This window comes from Hydrogenobaculum sp. 3684, assembly GCF_000213785.1.
Classification (GTDB): Bacteria; Aquificota; Aquificia; order Aquificales; family Aquificaceae; genus Hydrogenobaculum.
In genome coordinates this window covers 1,391,065-1,407,065 of sequence record NC_015557.1, presented here as the reverse complement: position 1 = coordinate 1,407,065, position 16,001 = coordinate 1,391,065, and the positions used below count along the sequence as shown (strand labels likewise).

General features: G+C 34.6%; 17 protein-coding genes and 1 tRNA gene. 15 read left to right on the top strand and 3 right to left on the bottom strand.

Annotated elements, in window-relative coordinates; translation table 11 throughout:
* Positions 1–18 precede the first annotated feature (18 nt).
* The 6 genes from HYD3684_RS07495 (at position 19) to HYD3684_RS07470 (ending at position 4,416) form a co-directional block, all read left to right on the top strand.
* Positions 19–1,221 carry a type III PLP-dependent enzyme gene (locus HYD3684_RS07495; RefSeq protein ID WP_015420053.1) on the top strand — a complete coding sequence of 401 codons (1,203 nt, stop codon included), beginning with the start codon at positions 19–21 and terminating at the stop codon, positions 1,219–1,221.
* A gap of 107 nt (positions 1,222–1,328) precedes the next feature.
* A complete protein-coding gene (locus tag HYD3684_RS07490; RefSeq protein ID WP_015420052.1) occupies positions 1,329–1,517 on the top strand; it encodes a CDGSH iron-sulfur domain-containing protein in 189 nt (62 codons plus the stop codon).
* A gap of 277 nt (positions 1,518–1,794) precedes the next feature.
* A complete protein-coding gene (gene cmk, locus HYD3684_RS07485; protein ID WP_015420051.1) occupies positions 1,795–2,424 on the top strand; it encodes a (d)CMP kinase in 630 nt (209 codons plus the stop codon).
* Complete coding sequence (locus HYD3684_RS07480) at positions 2,421–2,984, top strand: UbiX family flavin prenyltransferase (RefSeq protein ID WP_015420050.1); 564 nt, start codon at positions 2,421–2,423, stop codon at positions 2,982–2,984. The genes cmk and HYD3684_RS07480 overlap by 4 nt, the downstream gene beginning before the upstream one ends.
* Positions 2,981–3,889, top strand: coding sequence for a methionyl-tRNA formyltransferase (fmt, locus tag HYD3684_RS07475; RefSeq protein WP_015420049.1), 909 nt, complete (start codon positions 2,981–2,983; stop codon positions 3,887–3,889). The genes HYD3684_RS07480 and fmt overlap by 4 nt, the downstream gene beginning before the upstream one ends.
* A gap of 2 nt (positions 3,890–3,891) precedes the next feature.
* Entirely contained in the window at positions 3,892–4,416 is a 525-nt protein-coding gene (locus HYD3684_RS07470; RefSeq protein WP_015420048.1) for a phosphatase PAP2 family protein, read from the top strand.
* Here HYD3684_RS07470 and hemH read toward each other — a convergent pair.
* Genes hemH through HYD3684_RS07455 form a run of 3 tightly spaced genes read right to left on the bottom strand, consistent with a single transcriptional unit; the run spans position 4,368 to position 7,808 of the window.
* Positions 4,368–5,306 carry a ferrochelatase gene (hemH, locus tag HYD3684_RS07465; protein ID WP_015420047.1) on the bottom strand — a complete coding sequence of 313 codons (939 nt, stop codon included), beginning with the start codon at positions 5,304–5,306 and terminating at the stop codon, positions 4,368–4,370. The genes HYD3684_RS07470 and hemH overlap by 49 nt on opposite strands.
* A 10-nt stretch (positions 5,307–5,316) precedes the next feature.
* Complete coding sequence (gene metE, locus HYD3684_RS07460) at positions 5,317–7,584, bottom strand: 5-methyltetrahydropteroyltriglutamate--homocysteine S-methyltransferase (protein WP_015420046.1); 2,268 nt, start codon at positions 7,582–7,584, stop codon at positions 5,317–5,319.
* 38 nt (positions 7,585–7,622) lie between these two features.
* Positions 7,623–7,808 (bottom strand): SHOCT domain-containing protein, encoded by a 186-nt coding sequence (locus tag HYD3684_RS07455; protein ID WP_012514540.1) that lies wholly within the window; start codon positions 7,806–7,808, stop codon positions 7,623–7,625.
* Positions 7,809–7,859: 51 nt separating this feature from the next.
* Between HYD3684_RS07455 and HYD3684_RS07450 the strand changes: the two genes are divergently transcribed.
* The 9 genes from HYD3684_RS07450 to HYD3684_RS07410 all read left to right on the top strand — a co-directional run bounded on the left by HYD3684_RS07450 (position 7,860) and on the right by HYD3684_RS07410 (position 15,950).
* Complete coding sequence (locus HYD3684_RS07450; RefSeq protein WP_015420045.1) at positions 7,860–8,456, top strand: TIGR00296 family protein; 597 nt, start codon at positions 7,860–7,862, stop codon at positions 8,454–8,456.
* Between the two features lie 59 nt (positions 8,457–8,515).
* Positions 8,516–9,145, top strand: a complete 630-nt coding sequence (locus tag HYD3684_RS07445) for an endonuclease V (protein ID WP_015420044.1) — start codon at positions 8,516–8,518, stop codon at positions 9,143–9,145.
* A complete protein-coding gene (gene murJ / locus HYD3684_RS07440) occupies positions 9,142–10,644 on the top strand; it encodes a murein biosynthesis integral membrane protein MurJ (protein WP_015420043.1) in 1,503 nt (500 codons plus the stop codon). The genes HYD3684_RS07445 and murJ overlap by 4 nt, the downstream gene beginning before the upstream one ends.
* A gap of 4 nt (positions 10,645–10,648) precedes the next feature.
* A complete protein-coding gene (locus tag HYD3684_RS07435; RefSeq protein WP_015420042.1) occupies positions 10,649–11,500 on the top strand; it encodes a cytochrome c biogenesis protein CcdA in 852 nt (283 codons plus the stop codon).
* A 71-nt stretch (positions 11,501–11,571) separates the two neighbouring features.
* Positions 11,572–12,087, top strand: a complete 516-nt coding sequence (def, locus tag HYD3684_RS07430; protein ID WP_015420041.1) for a peptide deformylase — start codon at positions 11,572–11,574, stop codon at positions 12,085–12,087.
* Positions 12,084–12,344, top strand: a complete 261-nt coding sequence (locus tag HYD3684_RS07425; RefSeq protein WP_015420040.1) for a hypothetical protein — start codon at positions 12,084–12,086, stop codon at positions 12,342–12,344. The genes def and HYD3684_RS07425 overlap by 4 nt, the downstream gene beginning before the upstream one ends.
* A complete protein-coding gene (locus HYD3684_RS07420) occupies positions 12,341–13,948 on the top strand; it encodes a cytochrome c biogenesis protein ResB (RefSeq protein ID WP_015420039.1) in 1,608 nt (535 codons plus the stop codon). The genes HYD3684_RS07425 and HYD3684_RS07420 overlap by 4 nt, the downstream gene beginning before the upstream one ends.
* An 11-nt stretch (positions 13,949–13,959) precedes the next feature.
* Positions 13,960–14,032: transfer RNA gene (locus HYD3684_RS07415), tRNA-Phe, on the top strand.
* Positions 14,033–14,036: 4 nt separating this feature from the next.
* Complete coding sequence (locus HYD3684_RS07410; protein WP_015420038.1) at positions 14,037–15,950, top strand: DUF3488 and transglutaminase-like domain-containing protein; 1,914 nt, start codon at positions 14,037–14,039, stop codon at positions 15,948–15,950.
* Positions 15,951–16,001 lie beyond the last annotated feature (51 nt).

Below are 16,001 nucleotides of genomic sequence, written 5' to 3'. Positions count from 1 at the left end.
AGGTATTATACTAATCTTATGCCAGAAAAAGTTTTGGAAGCTGAAGAGGTACCGGATGTATATCCTTTGCAGTATAAGTTTGCAAAGCAATATTTTGATAGCATAGTATTAAGAAAACCCTTTATATTGGACGTTCTTAAAAGCGTAAAAACCCCGACTCTAGTCATAAACTTAGACAGAATAAAAGAGAGGTTTATAGAACTACAAGAGGCTTTAAAAGAAGCAAAGATATATTATGCGGTAAAAGCAAACGATCATCAAGAAATATTGGCTTTGCTAAATTACCTTGGCAGTGGTTATGAAGTGGCTTCTTCCTGGGAACTGGAAAAAGTCTTAAGACTTGGAGTAGATGGTTCAAGAATTATATCTAGCAACCCGGTAAAACCATTAGATTTTATAGATTACGCTTATAAATCTGGTATTAAAGCTTTTAGCATAGATTCATACAAAGAAATAGATAAGTTAAAAAAGATAGCTCCAAGATCAAGAGTATACGTAAGGCTAATAGTACCAAACGAAGGAAGCGATTGGCCTCTTACCAACAAATTTGGCGTTGATGTAGATACCGCTTTAGATATTCTTGAGTATGCAAAATACCAAGGGCTTGTGCCTTATGGTATTACATTTCATGTGGGTTCTCAATGCAACAATCTAAGAAATTGGTTTATAGGTATAAAAAAAGCTTGGGAGCTTTGGGAAAAAGCCATATACAAAGATATAAAACTTACAATGCTAAATTTAGGTGGCGGTATCCCCGTAAACTATCAATACGAATCCCTTAGCATAAGAGATATTGGCTCTTACATAGAGGCGCTTTTGCAAAAGTATTTTCTTATAAAGCCTATGGAAATACAAATAGAACCAGGAAGAGGGCTTGTAGGAGATGCGGGCGTGTTGGTTAGTTCTGTGATAGGTAAAACCACAAAATATATAAACGGTGAAGAATCTTACTGGATTTACTTAGATACTGGGGTATTTAACGGGCTTGCGGAAGTTTTAGGGGGTATAAGCTATCCTATGTATGCTGAACAAAAAGGCGAGATAAAACCCTACACCATAGCTGGGGTTAGTTGCGACAGCATGGATATCATATCAAATTTCACATATCTTCCAGATGTGGATGTAGGCGATAGAATATATATAATGGCAACGGGTGCTTACACTACGGTTTATGCTGCCAACTTCAACGGTTTTGGTATACCAGAAACTGTTTTTGTATAAAGAGGAAGTATACTTTTATATACTTACTCACTATAAAGTGCCTACTTGACAAGATAAACTATACACTTTAATATAAAACTATCAAAAAACCAAAGGAGGTTTAACCTATGGCAAGACTTGTCAAGTTAAGTGGCAAAGGACCTATACAGGTAAAAGCCCAAGAAGAAAAATGGGTTTGCACGTGTGGACTGTCAAAGGGTTTTCCATTTTGCGATGGATCTCACAAAAAGACCCAAGACGAAGCTGAAGGAAAGCTTTATATATACGGTGAAAACGAAAGGATAGAATTAACATAAGGAGGGATTTATGGATCAAGAGTTTGACAGACAAAAAGTGAAAGCTTACATAGAAGCCTAAAACGACGAGCTTTTAAAAGACATTGAAAACGTAGCAAAGCATGCTCCAGTGGAAGGCTGTGAGCGTTTTATGAAGGCAATGTATGATAACCTAAAACAAAACTCTGAAAATATATCTGGTGCCATCGAATACTGGGAAGGCGAGTTAAAATAAACATGCAAGGCCCTAGGCTTAGGGCCTTTTTATTAAACTTAAGCTTTAATGTATAATATTTAGGTGAACTATAAAATTATAGCTATAGATGGACCAGCTTCCAGTGGTAAATCAAGCGTATCGCGGGAGCTTTCTAAGATTTTGGGATATGTTTATTTCAATACAGGTCTTGTTTATAGGGCCATTGGTTTTTTAAAATCAAAAAATATAGATTTTTTTGATGCTGTAGAAAAAAATAGACTTGTTTTTGAGCTTTTAATAGGACAAACAAAAGTAATTTTTGATCATGATGATATAACAAAAGAACTTACAAAAGAATATGTAGGGGCTTTAGCGTCAGAGGTGGCAAAAGAACCAAGTTTAAGGGAAAAGATAATCGTGTTTCAAAGGTCTTTGGTAAAAGATAACGCCGTTGTAGAAGGAAGGGATGTTGGTACTCACATATTTAAAGATGCCACGATAAAGTTTTTTATAGACGCAGATCCAAAAGAAAGAGCATTAAGAAGATATTTGGAAGAAGGTGGGTCTTATGAGGATATTTTAAATAAAATCCTAAAACGAGATGAAACCGATAAAAACAGAAAAGATTATCCTTTTAGAAAAGCAGAAGATGCCATACAAATAGATACCACTTGTATGACAAAAGAAGAGGTAATAAATCTTTGTATGGAGTATATTAAAAAGGTTTTATGAAAGAATCTATTGCCCTTCTTATCACCGGTGCCAGTGGCAGTATTTACGCTGTTAGGACTTTTGAAGTGCTAAAAGAACGCTACGATCTACATGTGGTGATGTCAAAAACCGCCAAGTACGTAATGGGTTATGAAACAGGAGTCGGTGAGGAGTTTTTTAAAAAAGAAGCCCATGTTTACGATTATACAGATTTTGCAGCTCCTATATCAAGCGGGTCTTTTTTATGCAAGTTTAAAGGAGTTTTGGTGGTGCCTTGTTCTATGGGGACTTTGGGAGCTGTGGCAAGCGGTGTTGCCCAAAATCTCATTCACAGAGTATGCGATACAGCTCTAAAAGAGAGAGTACCTCTTGTTATGCTTGTAAGAGAGATGCCTTACAACAGTATACACCTTGAGAACATGCTAAAACTAACAAACGCCGGTGCCATCATAATGAGCGCAAGCCCTGGTTTTTATCATAAGCCAAAAACCTTAGAAGAAAGTATAGACTTTGTAGTGGGAAAAGTTTTAGATACCCTAAGGATAGATCACAACATCTACAAAAGGTGGAAATCCTCATGAGGATAGTATTTTGCGGTACCTCTTCTTTTGCGGTGCCCTCTTTGGAGCTTTTAGCCAGTGAGTTTGAAATAGCCCTTGTAATCACCCAACCAGATAAACCAGCTGGAAGAGGTCAAAAACTCACGCCCCCTCCTGTAAAGCAAAAAGCCCTCGAGCTAAATTTAAACATCTCCCAGCCAGAAAAAATCTCTTTTATAAAACAAGAGCTTTTAAATATAAAACCAGACATCATGATAGTGGTGGCTTACGGGCAGATAATACCAAAATCCATGCTTGAAATACCAACGTTTAAATCGCTAAACCTTCACGGGTCCTTGCTTCCAAAGTATAGAGGAGCAGCCCCAATCCAACGGGCTTTGATGCAGGGAGAAAAACAAACGGGCAACACAGTGATTTTGATGTCTTCTAAAATGGATGAGGGAGATATTTTATCTATGGAGTCTATACCTATAGAACAAGAGGATAATTATGAAACGCTATCTAACAAACTATCTATAAAAGGTGCAAAGCTTTTAAAAGATACTATTTTAAACTGGGTAAGTGGTAAAATAACGCCTATTCCTCAAAATCACCAAGAAGCCACATACGCTATGCCTATTTTAAAAGAAGAGCTAAGAATATGTTTTAAAACAAGTGCTTTTAGCATACACAACAAGATAAGAGGTGTATATCCAAACGCCTACGGGGTTTCAGCCGATCGCAATATTAAAATCCTAAAAACAAATATCGTAGAAAAAGATCTAAATTTAAAACCCGGTGAGCTTTTTTACGATGGGAAATCTCTTTTTGTAGGCACTGGAGATTTACCTTTGGAGATTTTAGAGATTATGTCTTTAAAAGGAAAAAGGGTAAGCGGAAAAGAGTTTGCAATGGGTTATCTAAATCAAGTTAAAAAATTTTATTAAAAATGGTTTTTGAGCTTTTCAAAGAAAACATAGAACTTTTTAATCTAATAAACCATCATCACGATAAATTTTTTGATAGATTTTTTTATACATATGCATCTTTTGGTTCTGGTTGGGTGCTTTTACCTTTTTTAGCTTACATATATACATTTAGAAGATACAAGTTAAAGGTTTATCTTGTGGCTCTTATCATAGAGACAATACTTGTGACGGCCTTAAAAAACATCTTTGATCAGCCAAGACCAGCAAGTGTTTTAAAACATGTTCATCTTCTTTATAAACTCTATTGGGGATCTTTTCCCTCTGGGGACACTGCTATGGCTTTTGTGATAGCCATGGTGGGTTCTTACAACGAAAAACCTCTTGTGAAAGCATTTTTCTTTTCTTACGCTTTTTTAATAATGTATGAAAGGTCTTACGTAGGGGTTCATTTTCCTCTTGACACCATCACGGGTGCTTTGATAGGGGTATTTAGTTTTTATGTGGCAAAGGCTTTGGTGGATAGTTCTTTTAAAAGCTCAATATAAGTGGGGTTTGTCTGCAAGGTAGGTACTCTTTTAAAGTGTTCTATACCAAGTTCTTTAGCCATGTTTTTATAAAGGTAGTCCATCTCGTAAAGGGTTTCTGAATGCTCTGATACAAAGCTTATAGGCACGAGGCAAAGTTTTTTTATACCTTGCTTTGCCAAGTTTTCTATGGTCTTATCGGTGGGGGGCTCTAACCACTTCACTGGCCCTACTTTGCTTTGATAAGAGATCATATATTTGTTTTTAAAGTTTTTCATAATAAGCTCTACAGATTTTTCTATCTGATCTTTGTAAGGGTCTCCTTTGTCTATTATCTTTTGAGGCAGGCTATGGGCTGAAAAGAGTATAAAATATTCATCGTCTATACCGCTGTTTTTAATATTTTCTGTCCAGGCTTTTATAAAAAGCGGATGATTGTGATAATCTCTTATCTCTTTTACAGGTGTGTCTTTTAAACTTGATTTTTTAAAAAGCCTATAAAACTCTTTAAAAGAAGAACCTGTGGTGGTGGAACTATAATGTGGATAAAGGGGTAAAAGCACTATCTTTGAAGGTTTTACCTTTTCTAAGTTTGATATAGCCTCAGCGGTAAAAGGATGCCAATATCTCATCGCTATTTCAACGATATAATCTTGACCTAAAGCTTGCTGGAGGGCGTTTTTTTGAAGAATGGTTTGCTCTTTCTGAGGGGATTTACCGCCCATTATCTTATAGTAATACTCTGTTTTTTTGGCTCTAAATGTAGATATGAAAAAAGCCACTGGTTTTTGAATGGGTCTTGGGATTTGTATGATATCGTGATCGGAAAATAAATTGTACAAAAAAGGGCGAATGGCGGACATGGAATCCGGTCCGCCCATATTTAAAAGCACTACCGCAGTTTTTGACATCAGATAAAATTTAGGCCTCTTTTCTTAGCTTTAAAGCCATTTCCATCATATTTTTTAAGGCTGGTTTTACCTCTTCCCATCTTCTGGTTTTAAGACCACAATCAGGGTTTACCCATAAAAGGGATTTATCTAAAACCTTCATAGCTCTTTTCATCACAATTTCCATCTCTTCTACGCTTGGAATAGCTGGCGAGTGAATATCGTACACACCTATACCTATTTGTCTGTCCCATTTCCCAAATCTCTCAAAAGCCTCTAAAATCTCACCTTTACTTCTTGAAGCCTCTATGGATATCACATCAAAATCCATATCGTATATTTTGTCTATGATATCGTTAAACTCTGAGTAGCACATGTGAGTGTGTATTTGGGTTTTTGGATTTGCTTTTGAGCACAGTCTAAAAGATTTTATAGCCCAATCAAAATAATCTTCCCAGTCTTTTTTCTTTATGGGTGTACCTTCTCTAAAAGCTGGTTCGTCTATTTGTATTATCTTTATACCGCTTTTTTCTAAGTCTTTTACCTCGTCTAATATAGCTAAGGCTATCTGGTAAGCCACCTCTTTTTTTGGTATATCCTCTCTATAAAAGCTCCAATTTAGTATAGTAACAGGACCAGTTAGCATGCCTTTTACAGGTTTTTGGGTTTTTGATTGAGCATAGAGTATTTCATTTAGTGTCATCGGCTCATCTCTGTAAACATCGCCGTATATGATAGGTGGTCTATAGCCTCTTGAACCGTAAGAGATGATCCAGCCGTGCTCTGTGGTGGCAACACCTTTTAACTTCTCGGCAAAAAACTCCACCATATCTGTACGCTCAAACTCCCCATGTACAAGCACATCAAGTCCTATTTCCTCTTGGAAGGCTATGACGTTGTCTATCTGGCTTTTAATAAAAGCCTCATACTCTTGCTTTGAAATTTTGCCAGATCTAAAAGCGCTTCTGGTTTTACGCACCTCTTCGGTTTGAGGGAAAGACCCTATGGTGGTGGTGGGGAAAATAGGCAAGTTTAGTATGCTTTGCTGGAGTTTTATACGCTCTTTGTAAGGAAGTTCTCTTTGAAAATCACTATCTTTTAGAGCTTTTATACGATCTATCACGGCTTGATTTTTACCAAAGCTTCCTTCAAAAAGTTTGGCTGAAGCCTCTACTTCTTTTAGACTTTCTTTGTCCCCTAAGAAGGCGTTTTTGAGGGTTTTTAGTTCTTCAAGCTTTTGCTTGGCAAAGCTAAGTCTATCTTTTAGATCTTTGTCCATCTTTGTTTCAAGCTCAACATTTACTGGAAGATGTAAAAGAGGAGCAGAGTTTGAAATAGATAAATTTGGTGCTATTTTTGAAAGCTCATCTATTAGCTTTAACTTATCTCTTAGGTTTGCTCTCCATACTTGACGGCCGTTTATAATACCAGCTATAAGCTCTTTGTCCTTTGGAAAGCCGTATTTTCTAAGGTTTTCAAGGTTTTCAGCGTTTGAGCAAAGATCAAGCCCTATACGTTTTACAGGTAAATCTATAATATCTTTATAAGCACTAACACTATCGTAATACGTGATTAGCTCTATATCTGATACTTGACTTAACTCCTCGTATATTTTTTTGACGGCATTTACTTCATAATCTTTCAGATCAAACACTAGGCCTGGGTCTTGTAAAGAAACGATATTTACACCTTCTGTTTTTAGGTTTTTAAGAATATCTTTATACACTTCCAAAAGAGGTTCTAAAAAGTAATAAAGGGTTTTCTCATCCTCTATTTTTGAGGTTTCCAAAACACTAAAACCATCTTTTGTGGTTTTTTTATAGGTTTTTGATAGTTTTAAAAATGTAAAGGGGGCTATTAGGTATGGTTTTGGGTTTTGGACTTTGTCTTTGGCGTTTAAATAGCATCTTTTGGGTTTATTTTCTAAAAGCTTAAAATTGTTTGATTCTAACTCCGGGACTATATAATGATAGTTTGTGTTAAAATACTTTGTCATCTCCATGGCAGATTTGCCACGAGCCATTTCAAAATAGGTTTCAAGCCCTTTGTACTCACCGAAGCGAGATGGTATCATACCCACCATAAGAGCGGTATCTAACATAAAATCGTAAAAAGAAAGCTCTCCCACAGGGATTTCATCAACGCTCTCTGAATAAGCTCTTATCCTTTGGGCTTCGATGTTTCTCATCTGCTCGTAAAACTGTTCTTCTGTTATAGCTTTTTTCCAAAAGCTTTCAAGGGCATTTTTAAACTCTCTTTTTTCACCTAATTTTGGATAACCATACGCCAGTGCTTTCATAATACCTCCTAAATATTTAAATACATTATTATATCACATCAAAGGTTTTCCAACACCCTTTTGGCCTGTTCGTACTCTTCTTTTGATATTTCCCCTCTTAAATATTTGTCGTTTAGAGCTTTTAGCGTATTGGCTTTATGACTTCCAAACAATTTCCCCAATATCCCTAAAATCCCAAAAACAAGTATCACCAAAGATAAAAGCCACAATATCATCACAAGCATAATTTTATTATATAAAAACTTTAAGCACCTGTTAAGTGTTATAATAAAACTATGGATATAAAAGATGCTAAAAAACTAATTGCCTTGGCAAGGGAAAGCATAAAGACGGAGTTTGAAAACAAAGAGCCCTTCGTAGAAGAGGATATAAAAGCAAAGTTTTCAAAACCCCAAGGGGTTTTCACCACACTAAATACATACAAAGATCATCAGCTTAGAGGATGTATAGGTTTTGTAGAAGCAAGGTATCCGCTTTGGCTTGGGGTAGTATACACAGCTAGGTTGGCAGCTTTTAAAGACCCAAGGTTTGAACCGTTAAAAAAAGAAGAACTTGAAAACATAGTGATAGAGCTTAGCATTTTAACTACACCAAAGCGCATAATACCTGATCCAAGATATATATGCATAGGAAGAGATGGGCTTATAGTAAAATACGGCAAAATATCAGGGCTTTTGCTTCCACAAGTAGCCACAGAATACAATATGAACTGGGAAACGTTTTTACAACACACGTGTCTAAAGGCCGGTCTTCCAAGAGATTGCTATAAAAACCCGCAGGTAGAGGTTTATTCTTTTTCTGCTGAAGTCTACAAAGAACTAAGTCCAAATGGAGATGTGGTAAAAGAAGAATCTTTTTCATGCGGGACATAAAGTGCTGTAAGCACATTTTAGCTCTACGTCTTGCAAACAAAGTTCCCAAGAGGTAATAAATGCTTTTAGCACACTTAAAAACCGAGCAAATAGAATGCTCAAAAAAGATAATAAAAAAAGATGGTTTCAATGATTTTAATACAATAGGTGGTATAGATTTAACGTTTATAAAAAATAAGGATAAAACTATAGGCATAGGGGCTTTGGTAATCCTTGATAAAGATAAAAATAAAATCTATGAACACACTTATAAAGATTATGTGGATTTTCCTTATATACCGGGGTTTCTTAGCTATAGAGAGTTTCCTATTATGGAAAAGCTTGTAAACACTTCAAAAGTATTGCCAGACATCTATATGATAGACGGCAACGGTATGCTTCATCCAAGATTTTGCGGACTTGCCTCACACTTTGGTGTAAATCTAGATAAAATCTCTTTTGGTGTAGCTAAAAAACTCCTTATAGGTGATATAGACAAAGAGAACAACATAATATTAAACAACATCATTGTAGGAAAAGCCCTAAAAACAAAGAAAAACGTAAAACCAATCTACGTATCAATAGGGCATAAAATATCCCTTGAAAGCGCTGTAAATATAACCCTTCACTTTTCAAAATATAGAATACCAGAACCCACAAGACTTGCTCATAACCTTTTAAAAGAGATAAGAAAAGAGGTAGAGGCTTGATTTTTAAAAACGCATTATTTTTTTCCGTTGCGGTTTTTATAAGTAGAATCCTTGGATATATAAGAGATGCTGTTTTTGCATATTATTTTGGTGTTTCTTATCTATCCGATGCTTTTTTTATAGCTTGGAGACTGCCAAATACACTAAGAAGGCTTTTAGGAGAAGGGGGTTTAAACGCCTCTTTTGTGCCTATATATGGGGAGCTTTACAAAAAAGACAAAGAACTTTCAAACAGGTTTTTTTCAGGGGTATTTTGGTATTTGGCTTTTATAAATGTGATTATAATAACCTTTGTTATACTTTTTGCCCCTTATGTGGTAAAGATAATAGCCCCAGGTATCACAAATCCATTGGCTTTAGAAAAGGCCTCTTTGTTTATAAGATTTTTGATAGTAAATCAGATGTTTTTTAGCATAAACGCCCTTTTGATGGGTGTTTTGAATGTAAAAGGTATATTTTTTAGAAGCGCTTTTACTCAAGCGATATTTAATATGAGTATGATATTTTTCATAATAGTTCTTCAAGATAAAATTGGCATATTTTCAGCTATAATAGGTGCTTTGATGGGAGGGGTATCCCAAGTGTTATTTTTATTCTCAAAAGCCCTAAAACTCGATATAAAACTAAGCTTTTATTTTGAATGGAATGATTATATAAAAACGTTTTTTAAAAGACTAATACCTGCTTTGCTGGGGTTTGGGGTAGCACAGCTTTCTTTTTTTGTGGATACGTTTTTAGCTTCTATGCTTGGAAAAGGGGTAATATCTTACATGTATTATGCCAACAGACTTTTCCAGCTTCCTATAGGACTTATGTCAGTGGGGCTTGCCAATGCGCTTTTATCATCTTTAAGTGTAGGTGAGGATAAAACCAAGAGAACATCAGAAGCCATAGCTGTGATAAGCCTTCTTACGATACCAGCCTCTTTTGGGCTTTTCGTATTATCAAAGGATATAATAAATACGCTATATCATCACGGGCTTTTTAACGAAAAAGATGCTTTAAACACCGCTCACGTACTTGCCGTATTATCTCTTGGTATTACGTTTTTCTCTTGGCAAAAGATACTTTCAAGCGCTTTTTTTGCCAATAAAGATACACTTTCTCCAAGCCTATCTACGCTTATAGGTGTTTTGGTAGAAGGTATATCTGGTTATACGTTTGCTTTTTTACTGCATTTTTCTTTTATAGGGCTTGCTATGGGTACTGTGTTATCTGGTCTTAGTTCGTTTTTATTTTTAATGTGGCGTTCAAAGGGTGAATTTATAGATTTAAAAATGCTAACAAGCACTTGTCTAAAAGCTCTTGCGGGGGCTTTGTTGATGTGTGTTTTTATACTATATTTTAAAAGGTTTGTACCTTATTCTTGGCTAAAGATAGCCATATTCATACCAGCTGGTGCTTTGGTGTATTTGATGTCTCTTTTTCTTTTAAAAGAACCATTTTTTATCTCTATTTTTAAAAGCCTAAAACGTAAAATTAATGATATGATAAATTAATAATATGGAAAATGTATCTGTTTTAGCAGCTTTTTTAGCAGGTGTCATAAGTTTTTTGTCTCCTTGTGTGTTACCTATAGTTCCAGCTTACTTATCCTATCTTTCTGGAAATAGCAGTGTAAGAGCAGATAAAAATTTTGATATTGATATACTTCTAGCGTCTATATTTTTTGTGCTTGGTTTTACAGTGGTGTTTAGTATAATGGGGTTATCTGCATCTTTTATAGGTGGGCTTTTTAGAGATTACTCATCTTATATTAGTAAAATAGGTGGGGCTTTTGTAGTATTTTTTGGGCTTCATTTTTCTGGAATTCTTATCAAAAAAGATTTTCTTAAATACCTTGGGGCTTTTGAAGGGTTTTTGTTTAGTTTTTATGCTTTTCATATGATAAACCTAAAAACATTTTTAGAGTTATCGGCAGTGGTAAGCATAGTATTCGCCCTTTACATGCTAAACCTTCACAACGTTTTATATCAACAGTTTAAGCTTACAGACGATTCAAAAATAAACATTAACACAAGAAAAGGGTTTTTAAAATATATTTTTGCTTTTACGGTGGGTCTTAGCTTTGCCTTCGGTTGGACTCCTTGTATAGGACCGGTGCTTGGTTCTATACTATTTTACGCTTCACAAGAAAGTACCCTTTACAAAGGTGCTTATCTTCTTTTTATATATTCTATGGGGCTTGGAGTGCCTTTCATCGTATCTGGGGCTTTGTTTGGAGCTTTCATAGGATTTTTAAAGCGCTTTAAAAGAGCTTTCGAATTGGTGGAAGTTGTGGGTGGTATACTCCTGGTGCTAATGGGAATATTCTTGGTGCTTGGTAAAATTACCATGATATCATCTTTGATATAAATCATATTATATATTGCATAATAATATCTTATATCAGATAAAAATAGAAGATGTTGATATATAATATTTAGATGCTTGAAATTGTTACATTTCCAAACGAAATTTTAAAGCGCAAGACAAACCCAGTTAAATCTATTGATGCTGAGATAAAAGAAATCATAAAAGAGATGAAAGAAACCATGTATAAAAACGATGGTATAGGCTTAGCTGCCAATCAGGTAAATATACCCCTTAGCATAATGGTTATAGATACCACTTCAAGAGAAGACGACCAAGAAAAATTCAAAGATGTACTTATAAATCCAACAGTTTTAGCAAAAGAAGGCGAGATAAAGTTTAAAGAAGGATGTCTTTCTTTTCCGGGTTTGCAAGTAGAAGTTGTAAGAGCTAAAGAAATCACTATAAAAGCCATAAACGAGCGCGAAGAAGAAGTGATATTAAACTTAAGTGGACTTCCGGCAATAGTATTTCAACACGAGTTTGACCATCTTAATGGTATAACATTTTTAGATAGATTAAGCGGTATCAAAAAACGTCTTGCCCTTGAAAAGTATCAGAAGATGCTAAAAGAAAAAGTAAGTGCATGAACGTTTATATCGAAAAGTTTTATAGCTTTGAAGTAGATTATAGAAATTACAGAGTCTTAGGATACGTAGATGTAAAGCTAGAAAACGCCGTTAGATTAAAGTATATAAAAGTATTACAAAACAAACTAGACAACAGCGTATTCTTGCAAATGCCCACCTGCAAAGACTCCAAAAAACCTTTTTTTGAGCTTTTAGACCAAAATATAACAGAATATATAAAACAAAACGTATTAAAAATGCTGAGTGAGAACCTATGAGAAAGTATATCACCAACACACTAGCGATACTTACAATAAGTTTGGTGTTATGGCTATCAGAAGCCGTATACGGTCTTTTTTATGATCATACTAAAGGTCCTATTTTCTATACAATCTTTGGTATCACATCTTTTGTTTTTGGGCTTTCAATAATAAAGCTCCTTTACGATGAGTTAGTGGAGGTTGTAAAAGAACTACGCTCTGGCAAAGGCCTTTTTGATGTAATATACGATCTTTTATCATCTTTAAAGCTTGCATTCTTTTTAATGATTGCAATAGCTATATTTTCTATGCTTGGTTCTACATACGTAGAACAAGAACAGCCCTTTAGTTTTTACGCTTCCAAATATGGAGTAAATGAAGCCCATCTTATAATGGCTCTTCATTTAAACAACGTATTTCACTCTTGGTATTATAGGATATTACTTTATCTTTTTGGTATAAACCTAATACTTTGCTCAATAAAAAGATTACCACCGGTATGGAAACATACCTTTGGAAGCGAACGTATATTAAAACTCGATGAAAAAGCAGAAAAACATTTAAAACCTATAAGTGTAAAATCTCAAAAAGATCCAATAGAAATAGCAAAGTTCTTAAAATCAGAGGGCTTTAGGGTTTTTTACGAAGAAGAAAAAGACAAAAAATACATATATGCCGAAAAAGGAAAATGGTCAAGGCTTGGGGTCTACATAGTGCATATAGGACTTATAATACTTCTTGCAGGAACACTTATAGATTCTTACTTTGGCATAAGGGGTATTATGCAGGTCCCAGAAGGTGAAAAATCAAACTTGCTTATGAGTTTAAATTTGGCTTCAAACAAAGTTTATAAACTTCCGTTTTATGTGTATGAAAAAAGGTTTAAGATAATAAACTACGGCAAGTCATCTCCAGAGTTTGCTTCTGCGGTAAAATCCTATGAGAGCTACATATACATAATAAAAGACAACAAGATAGTAAGCCAAGGGTCTTTGGCGGTAAACAAACCTTACAACTACGATGGATACAACATATATCAAGCATCCTATGGACTTACGGGATTTCCAAAAGAAATGGAGCTTATCGCCATAGACAAGAAAAAAGCAGCATCTGGCAATCCTCAAAAAGCTTTGGCCGGTACTGTAAGATTTGTAAATTCTAAATTTGCAATGTTTAATGGCATCAGTCTTGAGATTTTAAAAAGCACATTAAACATAGAAAACCCCCAAGCTGGAGCTAATGGCGATTTGAAGCCTGCTGTTATGCTAAAAGCTAAGTACAACGGTAAAAGTTATTTGATTCCCGTTATATACAGCCCAAAACTAACGCTTGTAGCTTACAACGAGATACCCGGTACAAAAGATTTTCCATACGTATTTTTTATGGATAGTTTTGTACCCCAATATTTTTCAGGATTCCAAATATCAAAAAATCCAGGTACAGATATAATATGGCTAGGTTCTATTGTTACCATACTTGGTATGATGCTAGCTTTCTATAGGGTAAATAGGAAAGTGTGGATAAGGTTGCAAGGAAACGAAATGAAAATAGCACTTTACTCTCACAAGTTTAAAGAAGAGTTTCAAAAAACCTTCCTACAAAAACTAAAAACTGTGATATAATAATAAGATAAGGCCCGGTAGCTCAGTTGGTAGAGCATACGGCTGAAAACCGTAGTGTCGGCGGTTCGATTCCGCCCTGGGCCATTTTATGACTAAAAGTTTAAAAGTTTACAGCTTTCTTTTAATACTTGTATATTTAAGCATAGTATTCTCAATACTATCTATAAGCTTAGTTAGTTTTAGCCCTATATTTTTTATAGGTATTGCTTTAGTTGTTATAGGTATTTTTCAGGATTTTAAAAACAAATATTTACCAAGAATTGTTGTAAATACAATTGCAGTTTCATCTGTGATTTTGGTTTTTGCAGCAAGCTTCAATATAACTGCACTTTTTGATTTTGCCAAAAACATAATAATAACGTTCTTAGGCATCAAATCCTTAGAGAAAAAGCAACCAAGAGACATATACCAAATACTTATACTGGAAACCATGGGTATGGGTATAGTAGGGGTTGCCACCACAGATATAAAGTTTTTAATGATGCTAATAATGTGGGTTTTCTTAAGCATTTTTATATTCTTAACCACAAATATTTTTAAAAGCCTAAAAGACGAAATCTTAACAAAATATCATATAAAACTTATCAGCTACGTTGTAGGGCTTATATCTATAAGCACCGTAGTTATAGGATTTTTCATATTTCTTACTATGCCAAGGATACAATCGCCTCTTTTAAACATAGGAATAGGAGGTATTTCAAATACAGTAGGATTTTCTAATACACTTTCTCCATCAAACGCCACCAACGTATTAGAAAACACATCCACAGTTTTCAGAATATTTAACATAAAAGGAGATATAAATTTAAAAGATGCTTACTTTATAGGAGAAACCTTAGATTATTTCAACGGCATAAGCTGGACTCACAAACATAGAGCAAAGGGGCCAAAGGTTATAAAAGGCAATATTGTATCTTACGATATTATGATAGAACCAAGCTACGACAATATTCTTTTTGGTATCTTGTTTCCACACATGGTTAAAATCTATAAAAGCCCTATAAAAGCTTATATAACAAGCGATAACACGATAAAGACAAATAAGCCTATCACAAATAGAACTGTTTATAGGGTATGGTCTTACGTGACAGATTCCTATAGACAAAACCTTATGAATATGAATAGGTTTTTACAACTGCCTCAAAACATAGACCCATCTATAGTAAAACTTGCTGAGTTTATAAAAGCCCAAAACAAAAACCCCATAAAGGCTATAGAAAACTATTTTAAGCAGGAAAACTTCAAATATTTTCTAAGCAACAAAGCTTCAAAAAATTTTCTATACGATTTTTTATTTAAGTATAAGACTGGAAACTGCGAAGCCTATGCTTCTTCAACCGCTCTTTTGCTTAGGTTGATGGGTGTACCTTCGAGAGTGGTGGTGGGTTTTCATGGGGCTATTTACAACAAAGATGGACATTATTTTTTTGTAACAAACTCCTTAGCTCATTCATGGGTAGAAGCATATTACAACGGCAAATGGCAAACTGTAGACACAACCCCAACAGACTACACCCAGACAATACCAAAGTTAAGTAAAGCAAGGATGTTTTTTGATTATATAAACTACCTATGGGATATAAACGTAGTATATTATTCTAGCGCAAGGCAAAAATACCTATTGGAAAGTGCCGTTAAACATATAAAAGCCATAGCTACTCATTATGCAAAATATGTAGCTTATGGATTGTTTGTTTTGACGGTATTTTATATGGCTTTTAATAGAATACTATTGATGTTTAGTATAGATGCCATGTACAAAGATATATGCAAAAGGTTGAAACAGCCTGATGTAAAATACTGTACACCAGAACACGTCTCAGAGTTCATAAAAGAAAACGGCTTTAAAAACTTTTTTGATATTTATATAAAAGCTAAGTATTCAAAATACGGCATAGATAAAAAAGAGAAAAAATTGGCGAAAATATATTATAATAATACTATAAAAGCTATAAAAGAATTTAGCGGTTTTGTTAATAGACAACTTAGCAAAGATACATAAGAGTTCTATCATAAAAAATAATAAATAATTCTATATTTTTATATATAGAGT

Coding starts and splice junctions, on each gene's coding strand:
- HYD3684_RS07495 (WP_015420053.1), top strand. CDS start 19: ATGCCAGAAAAAGTTTTGGAAGCTGAAGAGGTACCGGATGTATATCCT.
- HYD3684_RS07490 (WP_015420052.1), top strand. CDS start 1,329: ATGGCAAGACTTGTCAAGTTAAGTGGCAAAGGACCTATACAGGTAAAA.
- HYD3684_RS07480 (WP_015420050.1), top strand. CDS start 2,421: ATGAAAGAATCTATTGCCCTTCTTATCACCGGTGCCAGTGGCAGTATT.
- fmt (WP_015420049.1), top strand. CDS start 2,981: ATGAGGATAGTATTTTGCGGTACCTCTTCTTTTGCGGTGCCCTCTTTG.
- HYD3684_RS07470 (WP_015420048.1), top strand. CDS start 3,892: ATGGTTTTTGAGCTTTTCAAAGAAAACATAGAACTTTTTAATCTAATA.
- hemH (WP_015420047.1), bottom strand. CDS start 5,306: ATGTCAAAAACTGCGGTAGTGCTTTTAAATATGGGCGGACCGGATTCC.
- metE (WP_015420046.1), bottom strand. CDS start 7,584: ATGAAAGCACTGGCGTATGGTTATCCAAAATTAGGTGAAAAAAGAGAG.
- HYD3684_RS07455 (WP_012514540.1), bottom strand. CDS start 7,808: ATGCTTGTGATGATATTGTGGCTTTTATCTTTGGTGATACTTGTTTTT.
- HYD3684_RS07450 (WP_015420045.1), top strand. CDS start 7,860: ATGGATATAAAAGATGCTAAAAAACTAATTGCCTTGGCAAGGGAAAGC.
- HYD3684_RS07445 (WP_015420044.1), top strand. CDS start 8,516: ATGCTTTTAGCACACTTAAAAACCGAGCAAATAGAATGCTCAAAAAAG.
- HYD3684_RS07435 (WP_015420042.1), top strand. CDS start 10,649: ATGGAAAATGTATCTGTTTTAGCAGCTTTTTTAGCAGGTGTCATAAGT.
- def (WP_015420041.1), top strand. CDS start 11,572: ATGCTTGAAATTGTTACATTTCCAAACGAAATTTTAAAGCGCAAGACA.
- HYD3684_RS07425 (WP_015420040.1), top strand. CDS start 12,084: ATGAACGTTTATATCGAAAAGTTTTATAGCTTTGAAGTAGATTATAGA.
- HYD3684_RS07420 (WP_015420039.1), top strand. CDS start 12,341: ATGAGAAAGTATATCACCAACACACTAGCGATACTTACAATAAGTTTG.
- HYD3684_RS07410 (WP_015420038.1), top strand. CDS start 14,037: ATGACTAAAAGTTTAAAAGTTTACAGCTTTCTTTTAATACTTGTATAT.